General features: G+C 72.5%; 18 protein-coding genes and 2 pseudogenes. 11 read left to right on the forward strand and 9 right to left on the reverse strand.

Annotated elements, in window-relative coordinates:
* The first annotated feature begins 55 nt into the window (after positions 1-55).
* On the forward strand, positions 56-856 hold the full coding sequence (locus M8J73_RS04795; protein ID WP_079055284.1) for a creatininase family protein: 801 nt from the start codon (positions 56-58) through the stop codon (positions 854-856).
* 71 nt (positions 857-927) lie between these two features.
* Here the strand turns inward: M8J73_RS04795 and M8J73_RS04800 are convergent.
* The 5 genes and pseudogenes from M8J73_RS04800 to M8J73_RS04820 all read right to left on the reverse strand — a co-directional run.
* A pseudogene (locus M8J73_RS04800) lies at positions 928-2,292 on the reverse strand (lysylphosphatidylglycerol synthase transmembrane domain-containing protein); the annotation flags it as partial.
* Positions 2,289-3,338 carry a class I SAM-dependent methyltransferase gene (locus M8J73_RS04805; RefSeq protein ID WP_249828284.1) on the reverse strand — a complete coding sequence of 350 codons (1,050 nt, stop codon included), beginning with the start codon at positions 3,336-3,338 and terminating at the stop codon, positions 2,289-2,291. The pseudogene M8J73_RS04800 and the gene M8J73_RS04805, both read right to left, overlap by 4 nt.
* Positions 3,335-4,576, reverse strand: coding sequence for a glycosyltransferase family 4 protein (locus tag M8J73_RS04810; RefSeq protein ID WP_055540694.1), 1,242 nt, complete (start codon positions 4,574-4,576; stop codon positions 3,335-3,337). The genes M8J73_RS04805 and M8J73_RS04810 overlap by 4 nt, the downstream gene beginning before the upstream one ends.
* On the reverse strand, positions 4,573-4,971 hold the full coding sequence (locus tag M8J73_RS04815) for a 6-pyruvoyl trahydropterin synthase family protein (protein WP_055540695.1): 399 nt from the start codon (positions 4,969-4,971) through the stop codon (positions 4,573-4,575). The genes M8J73_RS04810 and M8J73_RS04815 overlap by 4 nt, the downstream gene beginning before the upstream one ends.
* Positions 4,972-5,137: 166 nt before the next feature.
* Positions 5,138-6,118, reverse strand: a complete 981-nt coding sequence (locus M8J73_RS04820) for a zinc-dependent alcohol dehydrogenase (protein ID WP_055540696.1) — start codon at positions 6,116-6,118, stop codon at positions 5,138-5,140.
* 108 nt (positions 6,119-6,226) lie between these two features.
* Between M8J73_RS04820 and M8J73_RS04825 the strand changes: the two genes are divergently transcribed.
* Entirely contained in the window at positions 6,227-7,045 is an 819-nt protein-coding gene (locus M8J73_RS04825; RefSeq protein WP_055540697.1) for a CDP-alcohol phosphatidyltransferase family protein, read from the forward strand.
* A gap of 66 nt (positions 7,046-7,111) precedes the next feature.
* On the opposite strand, the gene M8J73_RS04830 is transcribed toward M8J73_RS04825, so the two are convergent.
* A complete protein-coding gene (locus tag M8J73_RS04830; protein WP_055540698.1) occupies positions 7,112-7,507 on the reverse strand; it encodes a cupin domain-containing protein in 396 nt (131 codons plus the stop codon).
* Between the two features lie 52 nt (positions 7,508-7,559).
* Between M8J73_RS04830 and M8J73_RS04835 the strand changes: the two genes are divergently transcribed.
* Both M8J73_RS04835 and M8J73_RS04840 read left to right on the forward strand, forming a co-directional pair.
* Positions 7,560-8,564 carry a GlxA family transcriptional regulator gene (locus M8J73_RS04835; RefSeq protein ID WP_055540699.1) on the forward strand — a complete coding sequence of 335 codons (1,005 nt, stop codon included), beginning with the start codon at positions 7,560-7,562 and terminating at the stop codon, positions 8,562-8,564.
* Positions 8,565-8,926: 362 nt separating this feature from the next.
* On the forward strand, positions 8,927-9,829 hold the full coding sequence (locus M8J73_RS04840) for a diacylglycerol/lipid kinase family protein (protein ID WP_240501073.1): 903 nt from the start codon (positions 8,927-8,929) through the stop codon (positions 9,827-9,829).
* A gap of 118 nt (positions 9,830-9,947) precedes the next feature.
* Here M8J73_RS04840 and M8J73_RS04845 read toward each other — a convergent pair whose 3' ends face one another.
* Both M8J73_RS04845 and M8J73_RS04850 read right to left on the reverse strand, forming a co-directional pair.
* A complete protein-coding gene (locus M8J73_RS04845) occupies positions 9,948-10,625 on the reverse strand; it encodes an HdeD family acid-resistance protein (protein ID WP_055537554.1) in 678 nt (225 codons plus the stop codon).
* Between the two features lie 211 nt (positions 10,626-10,836).
* The gene (locus M8J73_RS04850) at positions 10,837-11,865 is read right to left on the reverse strand and encodes a LacI family DNA-binding transcriptional regulator (protein ID WP_055537553.1); all 1,029 of its coding nucleotides are present in this window, start codon (positions 11,863-11,865) and stop codon (positions 10,837-10,839) included.
* 135 nt (positions 11,866-12,000) lie between these two features.
* Between M8J73_RS04850 and M8J73_RS04855 the strand changes: the two genes are divergently transcribed.
* The 4 genes and pseudogenes from M8J73_RS04855 to M8J73_RS45725 all read left to right on the forward strand — a co-directional run.
* The gene (locus M8J73_RS04855; protein ID WP_055537552.1) at positions 12,001-13,167 is read left to right on the forward strand and encodes a phytanoyl-CoA dioxygenase family protein; all 1,167 of its coding nucleotides are present in this window, start codon (positions 12,001-12,003) and stop codon (positions 13,165-13,167) included.
* A 194-nt stretch (positions 13,168-13,361) separates the two neighbouring features.
* On the forward strand, positions 13,362-14,123 hold the full coding sequence (locus M8J73_RS04860) for an SDR family oxidoreductase (protein ID WP_055537551.1): 762 nt from the start codon (positions 13,362-13,364) through the stop codon (positions 14,121-14,123).
* 82 nt (positions 14,124-14,205) lie between these two features.
* Complete coding sequence (locus tag M8J73_RS04865) at positions 14,206-15,216, forward strand: Gfo/Idh/MocA family protein (RefSeq protein WP_249828285.1); 1,011 nt, start codon at positions 14,206-14,208, stop codon at positions 15,214-15,216.
* Between the two features lie 383 nt (positions 15,217-15,599).
* Positions 15,600-16,389 (forward strand): annotated as a pseudogene (locus tag M8J73_RS45725) (transposase); the annotation flags it as partial.
* Between the two features lie 39 nt (positions 16,390-16,428).
* Here the strand turns inward: M8J73_RS45725 and M8J73_RS04880 are convergent.
* Positions 16,429-17,313, reverse strand: coding sequence for a helix-turn-helix transcriptional regulator (locus tag M8J73_RS04880; RefSeq protein ID WP_055537262.1), 885 nt, complete (start codon positions 17,311-17,313; stop codon positions 16,429-16,431).
* A gap of 257 nt (positions 17,314-17,570) precedes the next feature.
* Here M8J73_RS04880 and M8J73_RS04885 point away from each other — a divergent pair, with 257 nt between their 5' ends.
* Genes M8J73_RS04885 through M8J73_RS04895 form a run of 3 tightly spaced genes read left to right on the forward strand, consistent with a single transcriptional unit; the run spans position 17,571 to position 20,420 of the window.
* Complete coding sequence (locus M8J73_RS04885; protein WP_055537263.1) at positions 17,571-19,019, forward strand: MFS transporter; 1,449 nt, start codon at positions 17,571-17,573, stop codon at positions 19,017-19,019.
* Positions 19,009-19,899, forward strand: a complete 891-nt coding sequence (locus M8J73_RS04890) for an alpha/beta hydrolase (protein ID WP_079054679.1) — start codon at positions 19,009-19,011, stop codon at positions 19,897-19,899. The genes M8J73_RS04885 and M8J73_RS04890 overlap by 11 nt, the downstream gene beginning before the upstream one ends.
* Positions 19,896-20,420, forward strand: coding sequence for a hypothetical protein (locus M8J73_RS04895; protein ID WP_055537264.1), 525 nt, complete (start codon positions 19,896-19,898; stop codon positions 20,418-20,420). The genes M8J73_RS04890 and M8J73_RS04895 overlap by 4 nt, the downstream gene beginning before the upstream one ends.
* Positions 20,421-20,518: the final 98 nt, after the last annotated feature.

Consider the following 20,518-nt stretch of genomic DNA (forward strand, 5'->3'; position numbering starts at 1 on the left):
CCTGACGTCATGCGAAAATGACGGAGCATCAGCAGAGACGAAAGGCCGGGAAAAGATGAGCAGTTCGGGAACGGAGTCCGGTGCGCGGCAGGAGGGACGGGGACAGCAGCCGACGGTATACGGTCTGCTGCCCGCCGACACCACCGCGGACGTACGGGAGCGCGGGGCGGGGGTCGGCCGACAGGTCGCGGTGCTTCCGGTCGGCAGCTTCGAGCAGCACGGCCCGTATCTGCCGCTGGCCACGGACACGCTGGTGGCGTGCGCCATAGCGCGGGAGATAGCCGCCGCCTACCCGGTGCACCTCCTGCCGCCCGTGACCATCGCCTGCTCGCACGAGCACGCCGGCTGGCCGGGCACGGTGAGCATTTCCGCGACGACCCTGCACGCGATGGTCCGCGACATCGCCGACTCGCTGCGCCGGTCGGGCGTCGAGGCGCTGGTCGTGGTGAACGGACACGGCGGGAATTACGTCCTGGGCAATGTCGTCCAGGAATCCACCGCGGCGGGACATCGAATGGCGCTTTTCCCGGCGATGGAGGACTGGGAGGCCGCCCGTGAACGGGCGGGCGTCGAGACCTCGTTGCTCAGTGATATGCATGCGGGAGAAATTGAGACCTCCATACTTCTGCATTGCCATCCGGAATTGGTCCGGCCCGGTCACGAGACCACCGATTTCCTTGCCGACGACCGCCGTCATCTCCTCTCCCTCGGTATGTCGGCCTACACCGATTCCGGTGTGATCGGCCGTCCTTCGTTGGCGTCCGCCACGAAGGGGAAGGAATTGCTGGAGGGGTTCGTCGAGTCCTTCGGGGCGTACTTCTCCGTGGTCACCTCGGACGCTCCGGCCGCCGACTGACGGCGGGCCCGCAGCGAGCCGTACCAGCGGCCGACGAGGACCAGGGCCCCCGGCAGCGCCGCCGCGAAGCTGAGCACGCCGTAGACGACGGCCACGGTCAGGCCCTGGGAGGCCCCCAGGCCGGCCGCGCCGAACGACCAGGCGGTGACGCCCTCGCGGGGGCCCCAGCCGCCGACGTTCAGCGGCAGGCTCATGGCGATCAGGGCCAGCAGCGCGAGCGGCACCAGGGCCGCCGGGCCCGCGGAGGTGCCGGCGACGCGGGCGGCGAGCAGGAACATCGCCACGTACCCGGCCAGCACCACCACGGAGGAGATCAGCACCGCCGGGCCGCTGTCGCGGTTCAGCAGGGCGCCGCGCGCCTCGGTGAGGGCGGCGCGGACCCGGCCGCCCCGGCCGGCCTCGGGACGCGGCTTCCGGCCCATCCGCAGCGCCGCCCAGATCGCGGTCGCACCCAGGGTGACCAGCGCCAGGACGCCCGCCGTATGACGGGTCTGCTCCAGCACCGGTGAAGGCATCGTCAGCAGAGCCGCCACGCCCACGACGGCCAGCACCAGCTGACCCGCCGTCCGCTCGATGACCACCGCGCGCACGCCCCGCCCCATGTCCCCGGAGCTCTGCCCGTGCCGGACGGCCCGGTGCACGTCGCCGAGGACACCGCCGGGGAGCGCCGCGTTGAGGAACAGCGCCCGGTAGTAGTCCGCGACGGCCGGGCCGAGCGGCAGCCGCAGGCCCAGCGCCCTCGTCACCGCGCACCAGCGCCAGGCGCTGACCACGGTCGTCAGTACGCCGATACCGACGGCGGCGACCAGCGTCCCGCCGTCGATGCGCCGCAGCCCGTCCACGAACACACCGGTCCCGAGCCGCCACACGACGACCACGAGAATGATCGTTCCGGCAATGCTCCCGAAGTGGGCGCGCAGGGCACGGAGCACCTTGCCGGCGCCCCGGCGGGGTGGCTCGGCCGGGGCGTCGCCCTCTGCCGGGACGGCTGCCGGAGCACCGGAGGCGCCCTCACCCGGCAGCGCGCGCGGTGCCGGACGGCCGGGTGCCGCGTCGGCCCCGGTCCGGTGGCCGTCGAACGGCTCTGCGGGCGCCTCCGTCAAGGGCGCGTGGCCGGGCAGCGGGGCCGAGGAGGCCCGGGGTGCCCGGACCGGGCCCGGCGAGGGGCGGCGGGCCGCCGGGGTGACCACGGTCGGGGGCTTCGCCGGGGCGGGGCGCGCGGCGGCGCCGTGGGCTTGCGTGCGGGTGTCGGCCGGTGTCGCGGTGGGCGGTGCCTCGGTCAGCGTCCGTTGGCGCGGGAGGGTGACGGGCGCGGTGGTGCGCATGCGCGCCCGCGCCGACGGGGCGCTCGCCCGCACACGGGCCCGGACTCCCTTCGGGCGTACCCGGACCCGTCGTTCGCCCGCCGACACCCGGGTGTCCACCGGCGCCGTCATGACGTGCCGCCCGTCGGCCGGGGCAGGGCCAGGAGGTCGCTGTGGTGGAGGGTGACGTGCAACTCGCCCGCCGCGCAGGCCGCCAGGCGGTCGCGCAGGTAGGCCTCGGCGCGCTCGGTGAGTTCGGGGCGCTGTTCGCAGGCCGCGCCGACCCAGCCGCGCAGCCACTCCTCGGTGAGGGCGATGTGCCGGTCGTCGAGCTGCCAGGGGCTCGGGTGGACCCGGACCGTGGCGCCCCGCTGGGCGAACGCCTCGCAGGCCACGGTGATCGCGTCGGGGCCGAGCAGCTCGCTCGCGCGCTGGTGGGCGTTGAACGCCTCGGCTATCTCCTGGTCCATGGGGTGGGCCGGTGCGAGGTCGGCGCGGCCGACGACGGAGAGCGTCAGCAGCGCGGGGACGCCGGCGTCCGCGCAGGCCCCGGCGAGCGCCTCGATCTCCTCGCGGGTGAGGACGTCGAGCAGCGCGGACGCGGTGACGAGGGAGGCCCCGGCCAGGTCGTCCGCCGTGAGCCGCCCGATGTCGCCGCGCCGGGTGGTGACCGTGACGGGGCTGCCGTCGGCGCCCGCGCGGGGCGCCCGCTCGATGGCCAGCCGCAGCAGGGCGGGGTCCTGGTCGTGCAGGACCCACTGCTGGGCGCCGTCGAGCCGGGGCGCGAGCCAGCGGCCCATCGAGCCGGTGCCGCAGCCGAGGTCGTGGACGACCAGGCCGGTGGCGCGGCGGGGCAGGTTCGCGAGACGTATGCGCAGCGGGTCGAGCAGGTCCGTCGCGCGCGCGGCGGCGTCGGCGCTCTCCCGCAACTCCAGCCACTGCGGGGCGTACTGGTGTCCCTCGGCCGCCGGGGTGTCACCGCCCCGCCCCGCCATGCTGAGCGCGGCGCCGGAGGCGGAGGCCGCGGAGAGCACGGATATGCCCGCGACGGGAGCCGCCCCACCGACGGTGGTCGCCGCCCCACCCGCGGGGAGCGGGGCGCCCGCGGGTATGCCCGGGGAACCCGCCGCGCCCGCGGACGCGGTCGCCGTGGTCGCCGTCGAGGCTGGAGTGGTCATGCCGCCCTCCGGGGTTCGTGACGCAGTCGTCCGAGGACGTGGGCCAGGCTGCGGGCCGTGGTCGCCCAGCCGTCGAGCGCGGCGCGGCGTCCGCGTGCCGCGGCCTTCAGCCGGCGCCGCACGTCGGCCTCCCCGAACCAGCCGCGCAGCTCCGACGCGATGGCCGCGGGGTTCTCCGGCGGGACGAGGATGCCGGGCACGCCGCCGTCGGGGGCGCGGCCGACGGCCTCCGGGAGACCGCCGACGTCCGTGGCCAGCACGGGGATCCCCCGGGCGAGGGCCTCGGTGACCGCCATGCCGTAGGTCTCCGCGTACGAGGTGAGGACCATCAGGTCGGCGGAGGCGTAGCTGGCGTCGAGTTCGGCGCCCGCCTGCGGTCCGGCGAGGTGCAGCCGGTCCTCCAGGCCGAACTTGGCGACGAGGCCCCGGATGTGGTCGACGTACTCGGGGTCCTGGTCGATGCCGCCGACGAGGACGCAGCTCCACGGCAGGTCGGTGACCGTCGCGAGGGCCTCGACCAGCCGGTGCTGGCCCTTGCGCGGGGTGACCGCGGCGACGCACAGCAGCCGGGAGACGCCGTCGGTGCCGGAGGCGAGGGGGGCGATGTCGGCGCCGGGGGCGGCGACATGGACCCGCTCGGGAGCGAGGCCGTGGTGGGACACCAGTCGGCGGACCGCCCAGTCGCTGGTCGCGATCACGGCGGACACGCCCCGCAGGGTCGTGCGTTCCTTGGCGTCGAGGTCGGCGGCCACGTCCGGCTCCAGGCCGGTCTCGTCGCCGAGCGGCAGATGCACCAGGACGGCCAGGCAGAGGCGTTCGGCCTCGGGGAGGATGATCTCGGGGACCCCGCAGGCGACAAGTCCGTCCAGGAGGACGACCGTACCGTCGGGGAATTCCCGCAGCGTACGGGCGAGTTCGGCGCGGGCGTCCGCGTCGGGGCGCGGCCAGCTGCCGGGAAGGGCGTGCTGGTGCACCTGCCAGCCGAATCCGGGCAGATCGAGGCAGATCCGGCGGTCGTAGGCGTTGCCGCCGCTGGGGCGGGCCAGGTCGTCGACGCCGCCCGGCATCACGAAGTGCACGGAGCGCAGCGACATGGGCACGATCGCGGCGGTCTTCAGCGCCGCGTTCTGCACGGGCACATAGCCGAGCCTCACTTGCTCTCCCCCGTCCGCCTGGGCTGCACCGCTCGTCTGGGAGGCGGTGCCGAGGTCCGCCCGTTCGATGGTCGTGTCGGTCACAGGGCACGCTCGTAACTCGCCCAGGCGATGTGCGATTCGTGCAGAGTGACCGTGATGCTCGCGATGCCCTTGGCGTTCTCGCCCATGGCGCCCTTGTGGATCCGCTCGGCGAGCCGGTCCGCGATCACCTTGGCGAGGAACTCCGTCGAGGTGTTGGTGTTCGCGAAGTCGGGCTCGTTGTCGAGGTTGCGGTAGTTCAACTCGCTCACCACGGCACCCAGCTCCTGCGTGGCCAGCCCGATGTCTACGACGATGTTGTCGTCGTCCAGTTCGGCGCGCCGGAAGGTGGCGTCCACGAGGAAGGTGGCGCCGTGCAGGCGCTGCGCGGGTCCGAAGACCTCCCCGCGGAAGCTGTGGGCGATCATGATGTGATCGCGGACGGTGATGCTGAACAACGGACGACCCTCCAGTGCGGTACGTCTGCCCCCGGGCCGGGGCATGCCGTGTAGTACGGCTGCTCCCTACCCGTTGTTCAGCCGAGTTTTGCGGTTTCTTGGAGGTCAGCGTTCCGTCGGGGCAGTTCAGGGACGGGTGGGGCGGGAGCGCTGACCGGTCAGTAGGTCACTCGGCGGCGTACCGTACCCGATGGCAGAGCCCCGGCAGCTCTCCGCTCGCGAGCCTCGGCAGCACGTCCGGGAGTTCGTCGAAGGCACACTCCCCCGTGACGAGCGCGTCGAAGCGTGCGTCGGCGAGGAGTTCGAGGGCGAGCGCCAACCGGTCGGCGTAGGTGCGGCCGGGGCGGGCAGCCGGGGAGACGGTGCCGACCTGGCTGCTGCGGATGGTGAGCCGGCGCGAGTGGAAGGCCTCGCCGAGCGGCAGGGCGATCCGCCGGTCGCCGTACCAGCTGAGTTCGATGACGGTGCCCTCGGCGGCGAGCAGGCCGAGCGAGGTGACGAGGCCCTGTTCGCTGGCGCTGGCGTGCACGACGAGGTCGCACTCCCCGAGCGCGTCGCCGGGCAGCGCGAAGTCCACACCGAGGGCGCGGGCGATGTCGGCGCGCGCGGGGTCGGCGTCGACGAGTTGGACCCGGACACCGGGGTACCCGGCGAGGAGGGCGGCCACCGAGCAGCCGACCATGCCGCCGCCGACGACGGCGATCCGGTCGCCGACGAGGGGCGCGGCGTCCCACAGGGCGTTGACGGCGGTCTCGACGGTGCCGGCGAGGACGGCGCGGGCCGCGGGGACGGACTCCGGCACGACGGTGACGGCGCTCGTCGGGACGACGTAGTGGCTCTGGTGCGGATACAGGCAGAACACGTTCCGGCCGACCAGTGCGTCCGGCCCCTCTTCGACCCGGCCGACGCTGAGATAGCCGTACTTCACCGGGGCCGGGAACTCCCCTTCCTGGAAGGGCGCGCGCATGGTCGCGCGCTGGTTCTCGGGTACGCGACCGCTGAACACGAGGGTCTCCGTGCCCCGGCTGACACCCGTGTACAGCGTGCGGACGAGCACCTCGCCGTCGGCCGGGGCGGCGAGGCGCTCCTCGCGGATCTCGCCCCGTCCCGGGGCGCTGAGCCAGAAGGCGCGGGCTGTGTGTTTCATAGGGGTCTCCGTGAACGGTCGGGCGGTTCTCCACGTACGCAGCGGTGGACGTCGCGGAACGGTACGCGGCGGTGATCGACTCTTCCACACACGTTCGGAAGGTTTGCGGTGGCCCTGAACAACACTTACGACGGCCGGCTGGTGCTCTCTGAGACGGCGGTGGGCGCGGGCGCCCAGGTGCTGCTGCTCGCCTTCCTGGGTACGGCGATCGGACTGGGTCCCGCCGGCTGGCTGACCGGGCTGGCGTTCGCGTTCGCCACCTGGGCGGTCCTCAACCGCGCGCTGCTGCGCACCCGGCCCCGCTCCTTCGGCCCCGCGAACCGGGTCACGCTCGGCCGCGCGGTCCTGGTCGGCGCGGTCACCGCGCTGGTCGCCGACTCCTTCCAGAGCTCGCCGCCCGTCTCGCTGTTCGTCGGTCTGACCGCCGTGGCCCTGATACTCGACGGCGTCGACGGCAAGGTGGCCCGGCGCACGGGCACGTCGACGGCGCTGGGCGCCCGCTTCGACATGGAGGTCGACGCGTTCCTGATCCTGGTCCTGAGCGTGTACGTGTCGATGTCGCTCGGCCCGTGGGTGCTGCTGATCGGCCTGATGCGGTACGGCTTCGTCGCCGCCGCCAAGGCCATGCCGTGGCTGAACGGTTCCCTCCCGCACAGCATGGCCCGCAAGACGGTCGCCGCGATCCAGGGCGTCTTCCTGCTGGTCGCCGCCTCCGGACTGCTGCCGTACGCGGCGAACTTCGCGGTCGTCGCGGTGGCGCTGGGCTCGCTGGTCTGGTCGTTCGGGCGGGACATCGCCTGGCTGTACGGCAACCGTGAGGGCCGGGAGACGGCGACGGCCACGGTGACCGTGCCGGAGCAGGTGACCGTGGCCGTGACCGTGGAGGCCCCGGCGGAGCGCCGCGCGGCCCAGCTGGTGTCGAGCTGAGCCGAGCGACGCGTAGGCCGCTGGCGCGTACGCCCGGCCGAGGGGGCGAGTCCGAAGCCTGGCGGCTCAGGTGCCGAGTGCGTGGCCGGTCGTCGCGTCCACGTGGTCCGGGATCTCGTCATGGCGATCGCCGACGGTCAGGGTCCCGGAGGGCTCGAACATGAGGATCGCGGCGCCGGAGGGGGCGTACGGCTTGTGCTCCGTGCCTCGGGGCACGGTGAAGACCGACCCTCGCGGGAGCAGGACCGTGCGTTCGCCCGCGGGCTCGCGCAAGGAGATGTGCAGTTCGCCGTCGAGCACCAGGAAGAACTCGTCGGTGGCGTCGTGGACGTGCCAGACGTGCTCGCCCTCGACCTTGGCCACACGGACGTCGTAGTCGTTGACACGCGTGACGACGCGAGGGCTCCACAGGGCGTCGAACGAGGCCAGCGCCCCGCTGAGAGGGATCGGTTCGTTGCTCATGGACCCATGCTGAGCCGTTCCGCCCGGCAGGTGTGAGTGCTAGGAATCGCGCATGGCGAAAGAATCCTCGCACGCACCGCGTTCGGTGGGCGCGCACCGGGTCGTCGTGATCGTCGACGAGAACTCGAACCCCTTCGAGCTGGGCTGCGCCACCGAGGTCTTCGGACTGCGCAGGCCGGAGATCGGCCGTGAGCTCTACGACTTCAGGGTCTGCTCCCCCGAGCCCCGTACCCCGATGCGGGACGGATTCTTCACGCTCACCGACGTCGCCGACCTCGACGCGGCCGACACGGCGGACACCCTGATCGTCCCCAACCGTCCCGACGTGGACGTGCCCCGCCGCCCTGCGGTGCTCGACGCCGTCCGCCGGGCGCACGCCCGGGGAGCGCGTCTGGTCGGCTTCTGCAGCGGTGCCTTCACCCTGGCGGAGGCGGGGGTCCTCGATGGCCGCCGGGCCACCGCGCACTGGCAGTGGGCGGATTCCTTCAGGGCCCGCTTCCCAGCCGTACGCCTCGAGTCGGACGTTCTGTTCGTGGACGACGGCGACATCCTCACCGCCGCGGGGAGCGCGGCCGCGCTCGATCTCGGGCTGCACGTGGTCCGTCGCGACCATGGCGCGGAGGTCGCCAACGCGGTGAGCCGGCGACTGGTCTTCGCTGCCCACCGGGACGGCGGGCAGCGGCAGTTCGTGGAGCGGCCCATGCCCGACCTGCCCGACGAGTCCCTGGCGCCGGTCCTGGCCTGGGCCCAGGAACGGCTGGCGGCACCGCTGACGGTCTCCGACCTCGCGGCGCGCGCGGCGGTCAGCCCTGCGACGCTGCACCGCCGCTTCCGGGCCCAGCTCGGAACGACGCCGTTGGCCTGGCTCACCGGGGAACGACTCGCCCTGGCATGCCGGTTGATCGAGCGAGGCCAGTCGCGCTTCGAGCTGGTCGCGCGGGACAGCGGACTCGGGACGGCCGCCAACCTTCGCACTCTGATGCGCCGGGAGACGGGCATCACCCCGTCGGCATACAGACGCCGGTTCGGGTCCGAGGCGGCGCCCGAGGGCGCCTGAACCTGTCAGTCGACGGCCGGTGTCGACACTCCGTGGTTCCGTGCCGACTTTGCGGGGGCGCGGCGAGAGGACTGCCGGCAGTGATCATCTCTCGCCAGGCAGGACGAGGCTGGGCGGAGTGACGATGGAGGGGAACCGGTCCAGCCCTCTACCGGGAAGGTGAGACGGCATGCCATCCCCCTCCGCACCCCCAGCAGGCACCGGCACGTTCCCCCGCACGGCACCGCACCCCAGGCCCCCTGCCCGGCGGAAGCCCGGCGGCCCCGGCGAACAAGGGCCGGCGCGTCCTTCCCACCTCCCGAGCACCGAGAGGGGATGCGGTGATGGCCGGCGCTCGGACGCGTGCCCCGGTGGTGATCGTGATGAATCCACGCTCAGGCGGCGGCAAGACGGCTCGTTACGGCCTGGTACAGCAGGCCGAGGCCATGGGAGCCCAGGTCCGGACGACCAGCGCGGAGGAGGACGCGTCGTCGCTCGCGAGGAACGCCGTGGTGGAGGGGGCGCAGGTGCTGGGGGTCGCCGGCGGTGACGGCACCGTGTCGGCGGTCGCCGCGGTGGCCGCCGACACGGGCCGGTCGCTGGTCGTGGTCCCGGCGGGCACCCGCAACCACTTCGCCCGGGACCTGGGCCTCGATGTGCGCGATCCGGGACGGGCACTGGACGCCCTGGTCGACGGTGAGCCCGCGCAGGTGGACCTGGGGGTGCTCGGCTCGCGTGTCTTCGTCAACAACGTCTCTTTCGGTGTGTACGCCGACGCCCTGCTGGAGCCCGGGTACCGGGAGGACAAGCCTCGCGCCTTCGCCGCGGTGGCACCCGACTACGCCAAGGGCAAGCAGTGGGTCGAGGCCCGCGTGGACACACCCTGGGGAACCGTCGAGTTCCCGCAGGTGGTGCTGATCTCCAACAACCCCTACCACCTGGCCACACCGCGTTGGCTGGGACGTCGCTTCTCCCTCAGCACAGGACAGCTGGGCGTCATCGTTCTCAAGCACCGGGCGCAGCCTCCCCCGGAACTCTTGCGGCATCTGCGCGACGAACTGCGACAGCACGAGCGCGGTGCCGGGTCGGCGGGGGACGGAGCCGTCATCTGGTCCGCTCCCCGTATCACGCTGCACGGTGAGGTCCGGCATCTCGACGCGGGCGTCGACGGCGAAGCGGTACGGCTGCCCCTGCCCGTCGTGTGCGGTGTCCGGCCGGGTGCCCTGCGCCTGCTGCTGCCGAAGGACCGGCCGGGGATGCCGCCGAAGCGCGCGATGCGCCACTGAGGGGACGTCCCGGAGGGGCGGACTCCCGGGTCCCCGGGTGGCCGCCCGCTGTACGGAGTGCACTGCACGGAGTACCGCGTCGCCGCTCGTCCGTGGCTGCCCGGTCCGGTCCCGGTGATCAGTGCTGGGGGTGCGGACGGTGGAACAGGGGCCGCCGCTGTGTGGCAGTGCCGCTCGGAGCGAGGCGGCCGACTTCGACGCGCATCCTGATGGCCTGGAACACCTCGACCACCCCGAGGACCACGGCCATGACGCCCACCGCCAGGGTCAGTGCGGCGATCGAGGTGAACGGCGAGACGATCAGCACGATGCCCGCCAGCGTGCTGATGATCCCGTAGAACAGCTGCCAGCCGCGTGCCGGCATGTCCTCGGCGGAGGCCGCAGCGGCCGTCACCATGATGCCGCGCAGCAGCCAGCTGAAGCCGATCCACAGGGCGAGCAGAAAGATCGACTGCACGGTGCCCCGGAAGCAGATCAGCCCCAGCAGGACGGAGAGCGCACCCGTGAGGAAGTGCAGCACCCGAAGATGCCGGGGGACGTGTGTGCCGAAGGCGGCGGCCAGCTGGAACACGCCGGTGGCCAGCAGGTAGATGCCGAAGAGCACGCCGACGACCCGCAGCGTCTCCTCCGGCCAGGCGAACACCACGACGCCCAGGGCGATCGTGGCCAGGCCCGTGGTGAGCAGGATCTGCCAGCCCCTGTTCGCCAACGCGCCCAGGCCCTCGGTCAAGGGGGCGTCTTGTGGCTCGCCGCCGCGCGGAGGGCGAGTGCCCGAGGAATCAGAGGGATAAGTCATGCCGCTGCCTCCTCCTGGAAGAGCACGGTCGGCCGTACACCTCCATCGTCACCCAACCGGCTCTGATTCACCTGGCGGCACCTGGCGGCGGCCTTCTCGAGCCCGGTCGGCCCGAATGAACCCGCAGACAGGGCGAGCGGGGCTCGCCCACCGGCCGGACCGGCCGACGGCCAACCGGTCCCGCCCGGCCATGCACACCGTCGCCACCCTCCTATCCGTTCCCCGGCGGCATGTTGTACGGAGTGACCACCTGGATCGCCGACGGCAGGGACGGGCCCTCGTCCGGGAGGGCCTGGTGGGCGCGCATGATGGTCTGGCAGGCGCGGCGCAGGTCCTGGCGGAGGTCGTGGTGGAGCACGGCGGACAGCCGGCCGGCCCGCAGCAGCCGGGTGTTGTCGTGGTCCAGGTCGTGCGCGACGAAGACATGCGGCTCGCGCCCCGCGGCGGCGAAGGCGTCGAGCGTCGCGGTGTTGCCGCCGCCGATCGAGTAGACGGCGGCGAGATCCGGCTCCCGCTCCAGCGCGTCCCGGACCAGGTCTCGCTGGGTGGCGTCGAGGCCGTCGCTGTCGGTGACCTCGACGAGCCGCCGGGCCGGTGCGGCGGCCCGCATCGCCGCCCGGAAGCCCATCTCGCGCTCCTCCTCGTTGCGGTAGAAGCCCCGGCTGATCGTCACCAGGACGGCGCCGGGCCGGTCGCCGAGCCACTGCCGGACCAGATACGCGGCGGTCGCCCCGGCGGCCCGGTTGTCGATGCCGACGTACGCGCTGCGCGGGCTGCTCGGCAGGTCCGTCGCGAGGGTGACGACAGGGATGCCGGCCGCGACCAGCCGTTCGATGGCGGCGGTGACCTCGGGGACGTCGGGGGCCTTGAGGATCACGCCCTGCGAGCCGCGCCGCCCGATCCGGTCGAGCATCCGCACCATCTCCGAGGCGGGCCCGGTCTCCCGGAAATGGAAGCGGGAACGGACGACCGCCGGGTGCAGGGACGGCAGTTCGGCCTCCAGGGCCTCCCGCACCGCCGTCGAGAACCGGTCCGGCGACTGCATCACGATGTCGACCATGAACGTACGGCCGCCGATGCGCACCTGGGTCCGCTGCCGGTCCAGGTCCTTGATCGCCTGCTCGACCTCGCGGGCGGTGCTCTCCCGCACCCCGCCGCGGCCGTTGAGGACCCGGTCGACCGTGGCCAGGCTCAGCCCGGCCTGACGGGCGATCTCACGGATCGTGTAGGGGTGTCCCATGGCTGCGTTCCCGGCTGTGGATGAGGGGTTTTTGAGGGGCTGCTGAGGGTTGAATGAGGGTGGTCCGGGCCCAAGACTGGCAGAGACGGCGGCGCGACGAAAGACCGGCCGACCAGACCAGGGAAAGGACCCGGCATGGCCCTCACCGCTGCGGGCTCGGCGATCTGGCTGTTCGAGGAGGACTGCGACCTCGACGCCTTCCGCGCCCTGGTCGAGCGCACCACCGATCCCCGCGACCACCCGTACGCGGAGGGCGTCGAGCGGAACGTCCCCGTCTACGACAGCGAGCGGCTCCGCGCGGCGGCGGACCGCCGCGCCGTGCAGGTCGAGCTGGTCCGGGCGATGCTCGACGGTCCCGGTGTCGTCGTCCTCAAGCGGGCCTTCCCGGACCCGCGGGTCGTGGACGCCGCCACCGCGGCCTTCACCGCGCTGATCGAGGAGGAACGGGCCTCCGGGTCGGCCCGCGGCGACCACTTCGCGAAGCCCGGCGCCAACGACCGGGTGTGGAACGCGCTGGAGAAGACGGCCCTGCGCGCCCCGGAGGCGTTCGCCGACTACTACGCCAACGACATGCTGGCGCTGGTATCCGAGGCCTGGCTGGGCCCCGGCTACCAGGTGACGTCGCAGATCAACGTGGTCAACCCGGGCGGCGCGGCGCAGAGCCCGCACCGCGACTACCACCTCGGCTTCCTCGGCCGGGAGCGGGCGGCCGGGTACCCGGCGCACGTCCACCGGCTCTCCCCCGTGCTGACCCTCCAGGGCGCGGTCGCCCACTGCGACATGCCCGTCGAGTCCGGCCCGACCCTGTACCTGCCGTACTCACAGACGTACGAGCCGGGCTACCTGGCGTGGCGGCTGCCCGAGTTCGCCGCGTACTTCGACGCCCACCATGTGCAGCTCCCGCTGGAGAAGGGCGACGCGGTCTTCTTCAACCCGGCGCTGTTCCACGCCGCCGGGCACAACCGGTCGACGGACATCCGGCGGATGGCGAACCTGCTCCAGGTCTCCTCCGCGTTCGGCCGGGCGATGGAGACGGTGGACCGCGAGGCCATGACGAACGCCGTGTTCCCGGTCCTGCTGGCACGCAGGGCCGAGGGCGCCCCCGAGGACGCGCTGCGCCGCGTGGTCGCGGCCACCGCCGAGGGCTACGCGTTCCCCACGAACCTGGACCGTGACCCGCCGGTCGACGGACTCGCCCCGCCGTCCCAGGCGGACACGCTGTGGCGTGCGGTGGCGGAGGAGTGGAGCCCGGCACGGCTGCGCGAGGCACTACGGGCCGACGCGGAACGACGCCGCACCTGAACCGCGGGGGCCGTACGTGAACCGCCGGCGCGTCACCCGACGACCAGCGCGTCACCTGACCGTCGACGCGTCACCCGAACCGCCGGCGCGTCACCCGAACCGCCGGCGCGTCACCTGAACCGCCGGCGCCGGTTTCGCCGCCGGCACCGCCCGTCGGCCGAAGCGCCGGGCTCGAACGAAAGGAAGCACCCCGGATGGCACTCCTGGAGGACAAGGTCGTCCTCGTCAACGGCGGCAGCCAGGGCGTCGGCGCGGGCGTCGTCCGCGCGGCCCTGCGCGAGGGCGCGACCGTCGCGTTCACGGGCCGCCGCGCCGAGGTCGGCGAGAAGCTGGTGGCGGAGACCGGCGCGACCTTCGTACGGGCGGACCTCGCCGACCCGGAGCGGGTGCGCGGCAGCGTGGACAAGGTGATCGCGGCCCACGGCCGGGTCGACAGCCTGGTGAACGCAGCTGGGCTGACCTCGCGCGGCTCGCTGCTCGACACCTCACCGGAGCTGTTCGACGCGCACATCGCGATCAACCTGCGCGCCCCCTTCTTCGCCATGCAGGCGGTGGTGGCGCATCTGGTGGCCCGCGGGGCGCCCGGCACGATCGTCAACATCGGCTCGAACTGCGCGCACGGCGGCCCTCCGTTCCTCGCGCCGTACTCCGCCGCGAAGGCCGGCCTGGCGGGCCTCACCCGCAACGCCGCGCACGCCCACCGCTGGGACCGGATCCGGATCAACGACCTCAACATCGGCTGGACGGAGACGGAGGGCGAGGACGCGATCCAGCGGGAGTTCCACGACGCGGGCGACGACTGGCGGGAACGGGCGGCGGAGCGGCTGCCGATGGGGAAGCTCGGCCAGGTCGACGAGATCGCCGACTTCGTCGTGTTCCTGCTGTCCGACCGCAGTGGTGTGGTCACCGGTTCACTGATCGACTGGGACCAGAACGTGGTGGGCGCGACCGACTGACCCTCTGACCTGCACGTACCCTCCTCCTCGTTTTCTTTCTCCTCCTTCTCTCCCCCCGTACATCTGAAAGGGACACTCGATCATGCGTATTGGCATTCTGGGGCTGGGCCGTATCGGCGCCTTCCACGCCGGGACACTGTCCGGGCTGGACATCGTGGAGGAGCTGGTGGTCTCCGACCCGGTGGCCGCGGCGGCGGCCGCGGCGGCGGAGAAGTTCGGCGCCACGGTCGCCGACTCCCCGGAGGCGGTGTTCGCCTCCGGGATCGACGGAGTCGTGATCACGGCGGCGACGGACGCGCACCCCGGACTGATCCTCGCCGCCGTCGAGGCGGGCATCCCGGTGTTCTGCGAGAAGCCGGTGGCGAAGACGGTGGAGGACAGCCTCACCGTGCTGCGCGCCGTCCGGGACAGCGGCATCGAGGTGCAGATCGGCTACAACCGCCGCTTCGACGCGGGCTGTGTGACCGCGCGTGAGGCGGTGCTCAGCGGTGAGCTGGGCGCGCTGCACACCGTGCGGTCGACGACGCTGGACCCGGCTCCGCCGCCGGCGGCGTACGTGGCGGTGTCGGGCGGCATCTTCCGGGACTGCGCGGTGCACGACTTCGACATCGTGCGCTGGGTGACGGGCCGCGAGGTCGTGGAGGTGTACGCGACGGGCGGCAACAAGGGCGCGGAGTACATCAAGGAGGCCGGTGACGTCGACACGGCGTCCTCGCTGCTCACGTTCGACGACGGGACCATCGGCGTCATCTCCAACACCCGCCACAACGCGCGCGGGTACGACGTGCGCCTTGAGGTGCACGGGATGAAGGACAGCATCGCGGCGGGGCTCGACGGCCAGCTCCCGCTGCGCTCAGCGGAGCCGGGCGTGACCTTCCCCGCCGGGCCGCCGCACAACTTCTTCATGGACCGCTTCGCCCCCGCGTACCGCGCCGAACTGACCGCGTTCACCGAGGTCGTGGCAGGCACCCGCCCCTCCCCCTGCACGGTCGCCGACGCGATCGAGGCCAGCTGGATCGCCGAGGCCTGCACGCTGTCGGTGGCCGAGCGCCGCCCGGTCCAGCTGGAGGAGGTCCGCAAGAACGCCTCGTGACACGCCGGGCCCCGGCCGGGGGCAGCGCCTGTTAGGGGCAGGCTGAGTGGAGTGGGGTCGAATAGGGCGGGGTGGGGTCCAGACGGGCGGGGGTGGGGCCGAACGGGCCGACCTGGCCGACGCGAGCTGGTCAGGGCCGGTGGCTCTCGCGGTCGCGTGGCCGGCCGTCCAACGACGCGACCCCATCGCCGGCCGGGCGTCCCGCCACCGGGCAACGACCACCCAGCCACTGCCCCTGCCCACCCGACCGACACGCCACGCGATCCCTGGTCCAACCGCAGGCCCTGACGTGGGAGGAGTCGACCACACAACGCGACCTGTCGAGCTTCGCTGCCGCGTCCAGCTTGGCGAGCAGTACCTCGTTGGGCCACGGCCAGACGCCCGAGTCCGTCTCCGCCTCTCCTACGGCCTGGTATTCCTTACAGCAGTTCATCAACAGCAGTCCATGGGAGTGGGAACCCGCCCGTGACGCGCTGAACCGGTGGGTCGAGGAGAGGTCGTCCGTACGGGCCTGGACCCTGACGCCGGTCGCCGTGCCCAAGCGTGGCGGCCACTCCGTGGGCGTGCAGCGGCGGTTCGTCACCTCAACCGGGCGGCGCCTCAACTGCCAGTTGGGGATCGCTCTCTTCCTGTCATGCCCCGGTGCCAACTTCCCGATCGACTGGCGTCTGTTCCTTCCTCGGCAGTGGACCGATGACGCTCAGCTACGCCGACGCGCCCGCATACCCGAGACTGAGAGCTTCCAGCCGCCGTGGAAGCACATGCTCGACCTGGTGGGCAGCATGGCCACACGTAGCTCCTCGCCGCCCGTGCCCGGTGAGGGCCGCCATTGCGGTCGGCGGACTCCCGGGCGCCCCCGGTGCACAACGGCCGTGGAGCCGGCGCATCGCCACCGTTACCGGGGGGCCGACGGCAGATTCCGGCAGGCGCAGATCCTGTCCACCCTCGTGCCGTGGCAGACCAGCGGTGGGCAGCACACGTACCGGCTGTTCACCGAGCTCGACCCTGCGGGGCGGCCCAGCTCCCAGCCATGATCTGCTCGACTTCGCCGGGCGTTCCTTCCCCGCCTGGCACCACCACATGACCATGGCCTCGGCGGCGTACACCTACACGCGCCTCGCCCACGTAGCGCACCCGATGGAGCCTCCGCTCGCCGGGCGGCGCAGCGCCTGAGGGAGGCGGGCATCGCCCGGCGGCGTGTCCGGCGGCGCTTCAGCTCCGTACAGCCGTCGGGTCCTGTGCCACCGGAGCCGTCACGCTACCGAGGAGCCGCAGCGCCGCCTCCGACGGCGAGCCGGGCTCCGCCGTGTAGGCGATGAGGCGTTGGCCGGAAGCGCCGGGGATGACAAGGTTCTCGAAGCTGAGGTCCATCGCGCCGACTTGCGGATGACGCAGGTGTTTCACCCCTGAGGTGCAGGTGCGTACCGGGTGCCGTGCCCAGCGGGAAGCGAACTCGTCGCTGTTCATGGTGAGCTGACCGACGAGTTCCGCAAGGCCGCGGTCGTGGGGGTGGCGGCCGGCAACCAGGCGCAGGGAGGCGACACCGAGTTGGGCCTCCTCGTTCCAGTTCGTGAACAACTCCTGGTACCGCTCGTCCAGGAAGAGCATCCGGGTCAGGTTGGGGCGGGTCGCCGGCACGTCGGGGCTCTCGGGCGCCAGATGTCCGGCGAGCAGAGCATGCCCCATCCGGTTCCAGGCGAGAACGTCGTTGCGCCGGTCCAGGACGAGGGCTGGCACATCGCTCATCGCCGCCAGCAACTGCCGGGCCGAGGCGCTGGCATGGGCGACCCGGGGCGGAGCCGGGCGGGCGGCAGCGGCGACGGGGCGGGCGAGGTCCTTCAGATGGGCCGTCTCGTCGTCGGAGAGGCGCAGCGTACGCGCGATCGCCTCCAGCACGCCGTCGGAGGCGCTGGGGGCACGGCCCTGTTCCAGACGGGTGTAGTGGGTGATGCTGACGCCGGCGAGCACCGCCAACTCCTCACGGCGCAGACCACTGACGCGGCGGCGAGTCGGGTGCGGGGTGATGCCGACGTCCTCGGGGCGCAGCGCGGCGCGGCGCGACTTGAGGAAGTCTCCCAGCTCGGACGGGGCGTCCATCCATGCCTCCAGATCGGCGGTGTGCGACAGGCCGTGGCCACTGACTCCCGCTGACTCCCCATGATGCCTGCCCGTCCCGAAGGTTGGAGGCCCTAAGGGTGGTCATGTGATGACTACCCTCGCGCCGGCTGTGCAAGACAGGGTGCTGGCAGGGATACCGGGGGTCGACGAGTCTCTTCTTCCGTAACCGCGCGTGACGCGACCGAGCGCGCGCCGGGTGTCAGGAAACGAGAGGAAGAGGAAAGGGATTCGACGTCATGTCTGTCACTGATTCGGAGGCGGCCGGTACCGTCTCCGGCACCGCCGCCGGTACGGCCCCGGCCGCGCTCACCCCCCGGCTTCGGTTGGTGCTGGTGCTGTTGCTCGCGGCCCAGTTCATGCTGGCCGTGGACTTCTCCATCCTGAACGTGGCGCTGCCGGTGATCGGTGAGGGTCTGGGCTTCTCACTGTCGCATCTGCAGTGGATCGCCACGTCGTTCGCACTGTGCGCGGCGGGCTTCACCCTGCTGTTCGGCCGGGTCGCGGACCTGTTCGGCCGCCGCCGGCTGTTCCTCGGCGGCCTCGTCGTCCTGGGCGCGGCCTCGCTCGTGGGCGGCCTGGCGCAGAACCCCGAGGTACTGATCGTGGCCCGCGTCTTCCAGGGCCTGGCCACCGCCGCTGTCACCCCGGCCGGGCTGTCGCTGCTGACGACCTCGTTCCCGGAGGGCCCGCTGCGCGAGAAGGCCCTCGGTCTCAACGGGGCGCTGATGTCGGCCGGGTTCACCACCGGCGCCATCCTCGGCGGCCTGCTGACCGACCTGCTGTCGTGGCGCTGGGCGTTCTTCATCAATGTGCCCGTGGCCCTCGCCGTGCTGTTCATCGCCCCGACGGTCATCAAGGAGTCCCGCCCGGACGAGCGTCCCAAGCTGGATCTGCCCGGCGCCGTCAGCGTCACGCTCGGCCTGCTGGCCATCGTCTTCGGGCTCACCCAGGCGGGCGAGAAGGGGTGGGGTTCGTCCGAGGCCCTGGTGTCGCTGGTCGTGGGTGTGGCCCTGCTGCTGGTGTTCTACGCCGTCGAGCGCAAGGTGTCCGCGCCACTCGTGCCGCTCGCTGTGCTCGGCAAGCGGTCGGTGGCCTGGGGCAATATCGCCGGCCTGATCGCGTTCCTCACCGAGACCTCCCTGGTCTTCCTGCTGACCCTCTACCTCCAGGAAGTGCTCGGTTTCTCCCCGCTCGCCGCCGGTCTGTCCTTCGGCGTGCTCGGCATCGGAACCGTCGTGGGCGGCACCATCGCCCCGAAGGTCATCGGACGCATCGGCAGCAAGTCGACACTGATCACCGGCGGGATTCTGCAGACCGTCTTCACGGCCGCGCTGCTCGGCCTCGGCGACGACCGCTCGTGGATGTGGCTGCTGCTGATCGGCACCTTCGCCGGTGGGGTGGGCAACATGCTCGTCATCGTGGGCTTCATGGTCACCGCCACCTCGGGGCTCGCCGATCACGAACAGGGGCTGGCCACCGGCCTCGCCACGATGACCCAGCAGGTCGGCATCACCATGGGCACGCCGATCATGAGTGCCGTCGCCACCGCCGCCATGACCGGCGCCGGAGCCTCGGCCATCCTCGGCGGTCTGAAGGTCGCGATCGCGGTGAACGCCGCCATCGTGCTCCTCGGCACCCTCACCAGCGCCCTGTTCCTGCGCGGCGCCCGGTCGAGTGCGCACTGACGACGGGCCGTACGGGCCGCCTGACGCCGGCCTACCGGCCCCCACCTCCGTACGTCTCGGCGACCCGCGGCGCGAGGAGGCCGACTGGGAGGGCAGGTCGCTCGACGCCGGGACGCACAGCATCCCGGTGCGGGTCTACCGGCCCGGCCCGAACCCGTACGGTTGGCTGGTCTGGGCGCACGGGGGCAGCTGGCAGGCGGGGTCCGTGGAGCACTGGCACGAACCGGTCATGGATCTCGCCCGGGTGTCGGGATGCACCGTTGTCAGCACCGGATATCGTCTGGCACCCCGCCACCGGCACCCGGCCCAGCTCGACGACGTCCTGACCGCACTGACATGGGCAGGCGAGCAGGCGGAGCCCGGCGAACCGGTCGTGGTCGGGGGTGACAGCGCGGGCGGCACCATCGCCGCCTGCGCGGCCCTCGTCCGCCGCGACCGGGGTGAACCGCTCGCTGCCCAGGTGCTGGCCTACCCGCCGCTCGACCCCGACTGCGCCGCCCCCTCCTACAGCCGCGTGCCGGGAGCGTTCCCCGCAGCCGAGGACCTGCGGCAGGCGTGGCGGCGGTACCGCGGGGCGAACGGCATCGCCGTACGGGACGACCAGCGGCTGCACAGCACCCCCCTGGAGGCCGGGCGGCTCGACGGGCTGGCCCCGGCCATTCTCGCCGTCGGGGATCTCGACCCGGTCGCCGACGACGTCACGGGGTACGCGCGACGACTGCGCGCCGTCGGTAACGACGTACGTCTGCGGGTCTTCCCCCGCACCCCGCACGCCGTCTTCCTCACCGCCGACGGCTCCGACCCGCATGACCCTCCACTGAGGCACTGGCTCGGCACGGCGCTGCGCGACCGGCTGTGGCCACGGAAGGAGACAGCATGACAACCAGGGCACCGGACACCACGGGCCTCCCGCACATCGAGGCGCTGGCCCGGCACTTCGCCGACCTGCGCGACGGCACCCACGGCGAGGGCGGCGACACCGTGTCCCGCCTCGGCAAGGAGCAGCACTTCCGGCGCGCCGTCGAACTGCTCCACCCGTACGCCGTGCAGGTCCTCGACGAGTTCGACGCCACTCTGCTCCTCGGCACGGGCGAGGTCGACGCGACCGGGGTCCGACACACCCGGGACGCAGGCCTCGCAGCGTCCTGGACGCTGTCCTGGCCGGAGCAGCGCGAGACGGAGATCGCGCCGATCACGTTACTGGCGTACTACGGGGGCGGGTTCCACCACCCGCATCTGCGAGGCGCGACCGTCCACGACTGGCCCCTGAACGTGTTCACGCCCGACCAGGCGGCGGCGGAGGTTCCCACACTGCGGGCCATCGCCACCGGCGACCTGCACAACCTGGTCTTCCAGCGCGACTACCGGATCGTGCCCAGTCATCCGCGGAGATGCCGATAGGGGACGTACCACTCACCGGTGACGGCGCCCGGACGGTGACACTTCCGGCTGAAGCGGTGCGCTGGGCTCAGGACGTGCAGGCACCGACAGGGGCAGGG

The sequence above is a fragment of the Streptomyces neyagawaensis genome (assembly GCF_023516595.1).
Lineage (GTDB): Bacteria > Actinomycetota > Actinomycetes > Streptomycetales > Streptomycetaceae > Streptomyces > Streptomyces neyagawaensis.

What these genes read in the sequence shown, in the direction of transcription:
- M8J73_RS04795 (WP_079055284.1), top strand. Translation starts at nt 56, where the DNA reads ATGAGCAGTTCGGGAACGGAGTCCGGTGCGCGGCAGGAGGGACGGGGA.
- M8J73_RS04805 (WP_249828284.1), bottom strand. Translation starts at nt 3,338, where the DNA reads ATGACCACTCCAGCCTCGACGGCGACCACGGCGACCGCGTCCGCGGGC.
- M8J73_RS04820 (WP_055540696.1), bottom strand. Translation starts at nt 6,118, where the DNA reads ATGAAACACACAGCCCGCGCCTTCTGGCTCAGCGCCCCGGGACGGGGC.
- M8J73_RS04830 (WP_055540698.1), bottom strand. Translation starts at nt 7,507, where the DNA reads ATGAGCAACGAACCGATCCCTCTCAGCGGGGCGCTGGCCTCGTTCGAC.
- M8J73_RS04835 (WP_055540699.1), top strand. Translation starts at nt 7,560, where the DNA reads ATGGCGAAAGAATCCTCGCACGCACCGCGTTCGGTGGGCGCGCACCGG.
- M8J73_RS04840 (WP_240501073.1), top strand. Translation starts at nt 8,927, where the DNA reads ATGAATCCACGCTCAGGCGGCGGCAAGACGGCTCGTTACGGCCTGGTA.
- M8J73_RS04845 (WP_055537554.1), bottom strand. Translation starts at nt 10,625, where the DNA reads ATGACTTATCCCTCTGATTCCTCGGGCACTCGCCCTCCGCGCGGCGGC.
- M8J73_RS04850 (WP_055537553.1), bottom strand. Translation starts at nt 11,865, where the DNA reads ATGGGACACCCCTACACGATCCGTGAGATCGCCCGTCAGGCCGGGCTG.
- M8J73_RS04855 (WP_055537552.1), top strand. Translation starts at nt 12,001, where the DNA reads ATGGCCCTCACCGCTGCGGGCTCGGCGATCTGGCTGTTCGAGGAGGAC.
- M8J73_RS04860 (WP_055537551.1), top strand. Translation starts at nt 13,362, where the DNA reads ATGGCACTCCTGGAGGACAAGGTCGTCCTCGTCAACGGCGGCAGCCAG.
- M8J73_RS04865 (WP_249828285.1), top strand. Translation starts at nt 14,206, where the DNA reads ATGCGTATTGGCATTCTGGGGCTGGGCCGTATCGGCGCCTTCCACGCC.
- M8J73_RS04880 (WP_055537262.1), bottom strand. Translation starts at nt 17,313, where the DNA reads ATGGACGCCCCGTCCGAGCTGGGAGACTTCCTCAAGTCGCGCCGCGCC.
- M8J73_RS04885 (WP_055537263.1), top strand. Translation starts at nt 17,571, where the DNA reads ATGTCTGTCACTGATTCGGAGGCGGCCGGTACCGTCTCCGGCACCGCC.
- M8J73_RS04895 (WP_055537264.1), top strand. Translation starts at nt 19,896, where the DNA reads ATGACAACCAGGGCACCGGACACCACGGGCCTCCCGCACATCGAGGCG.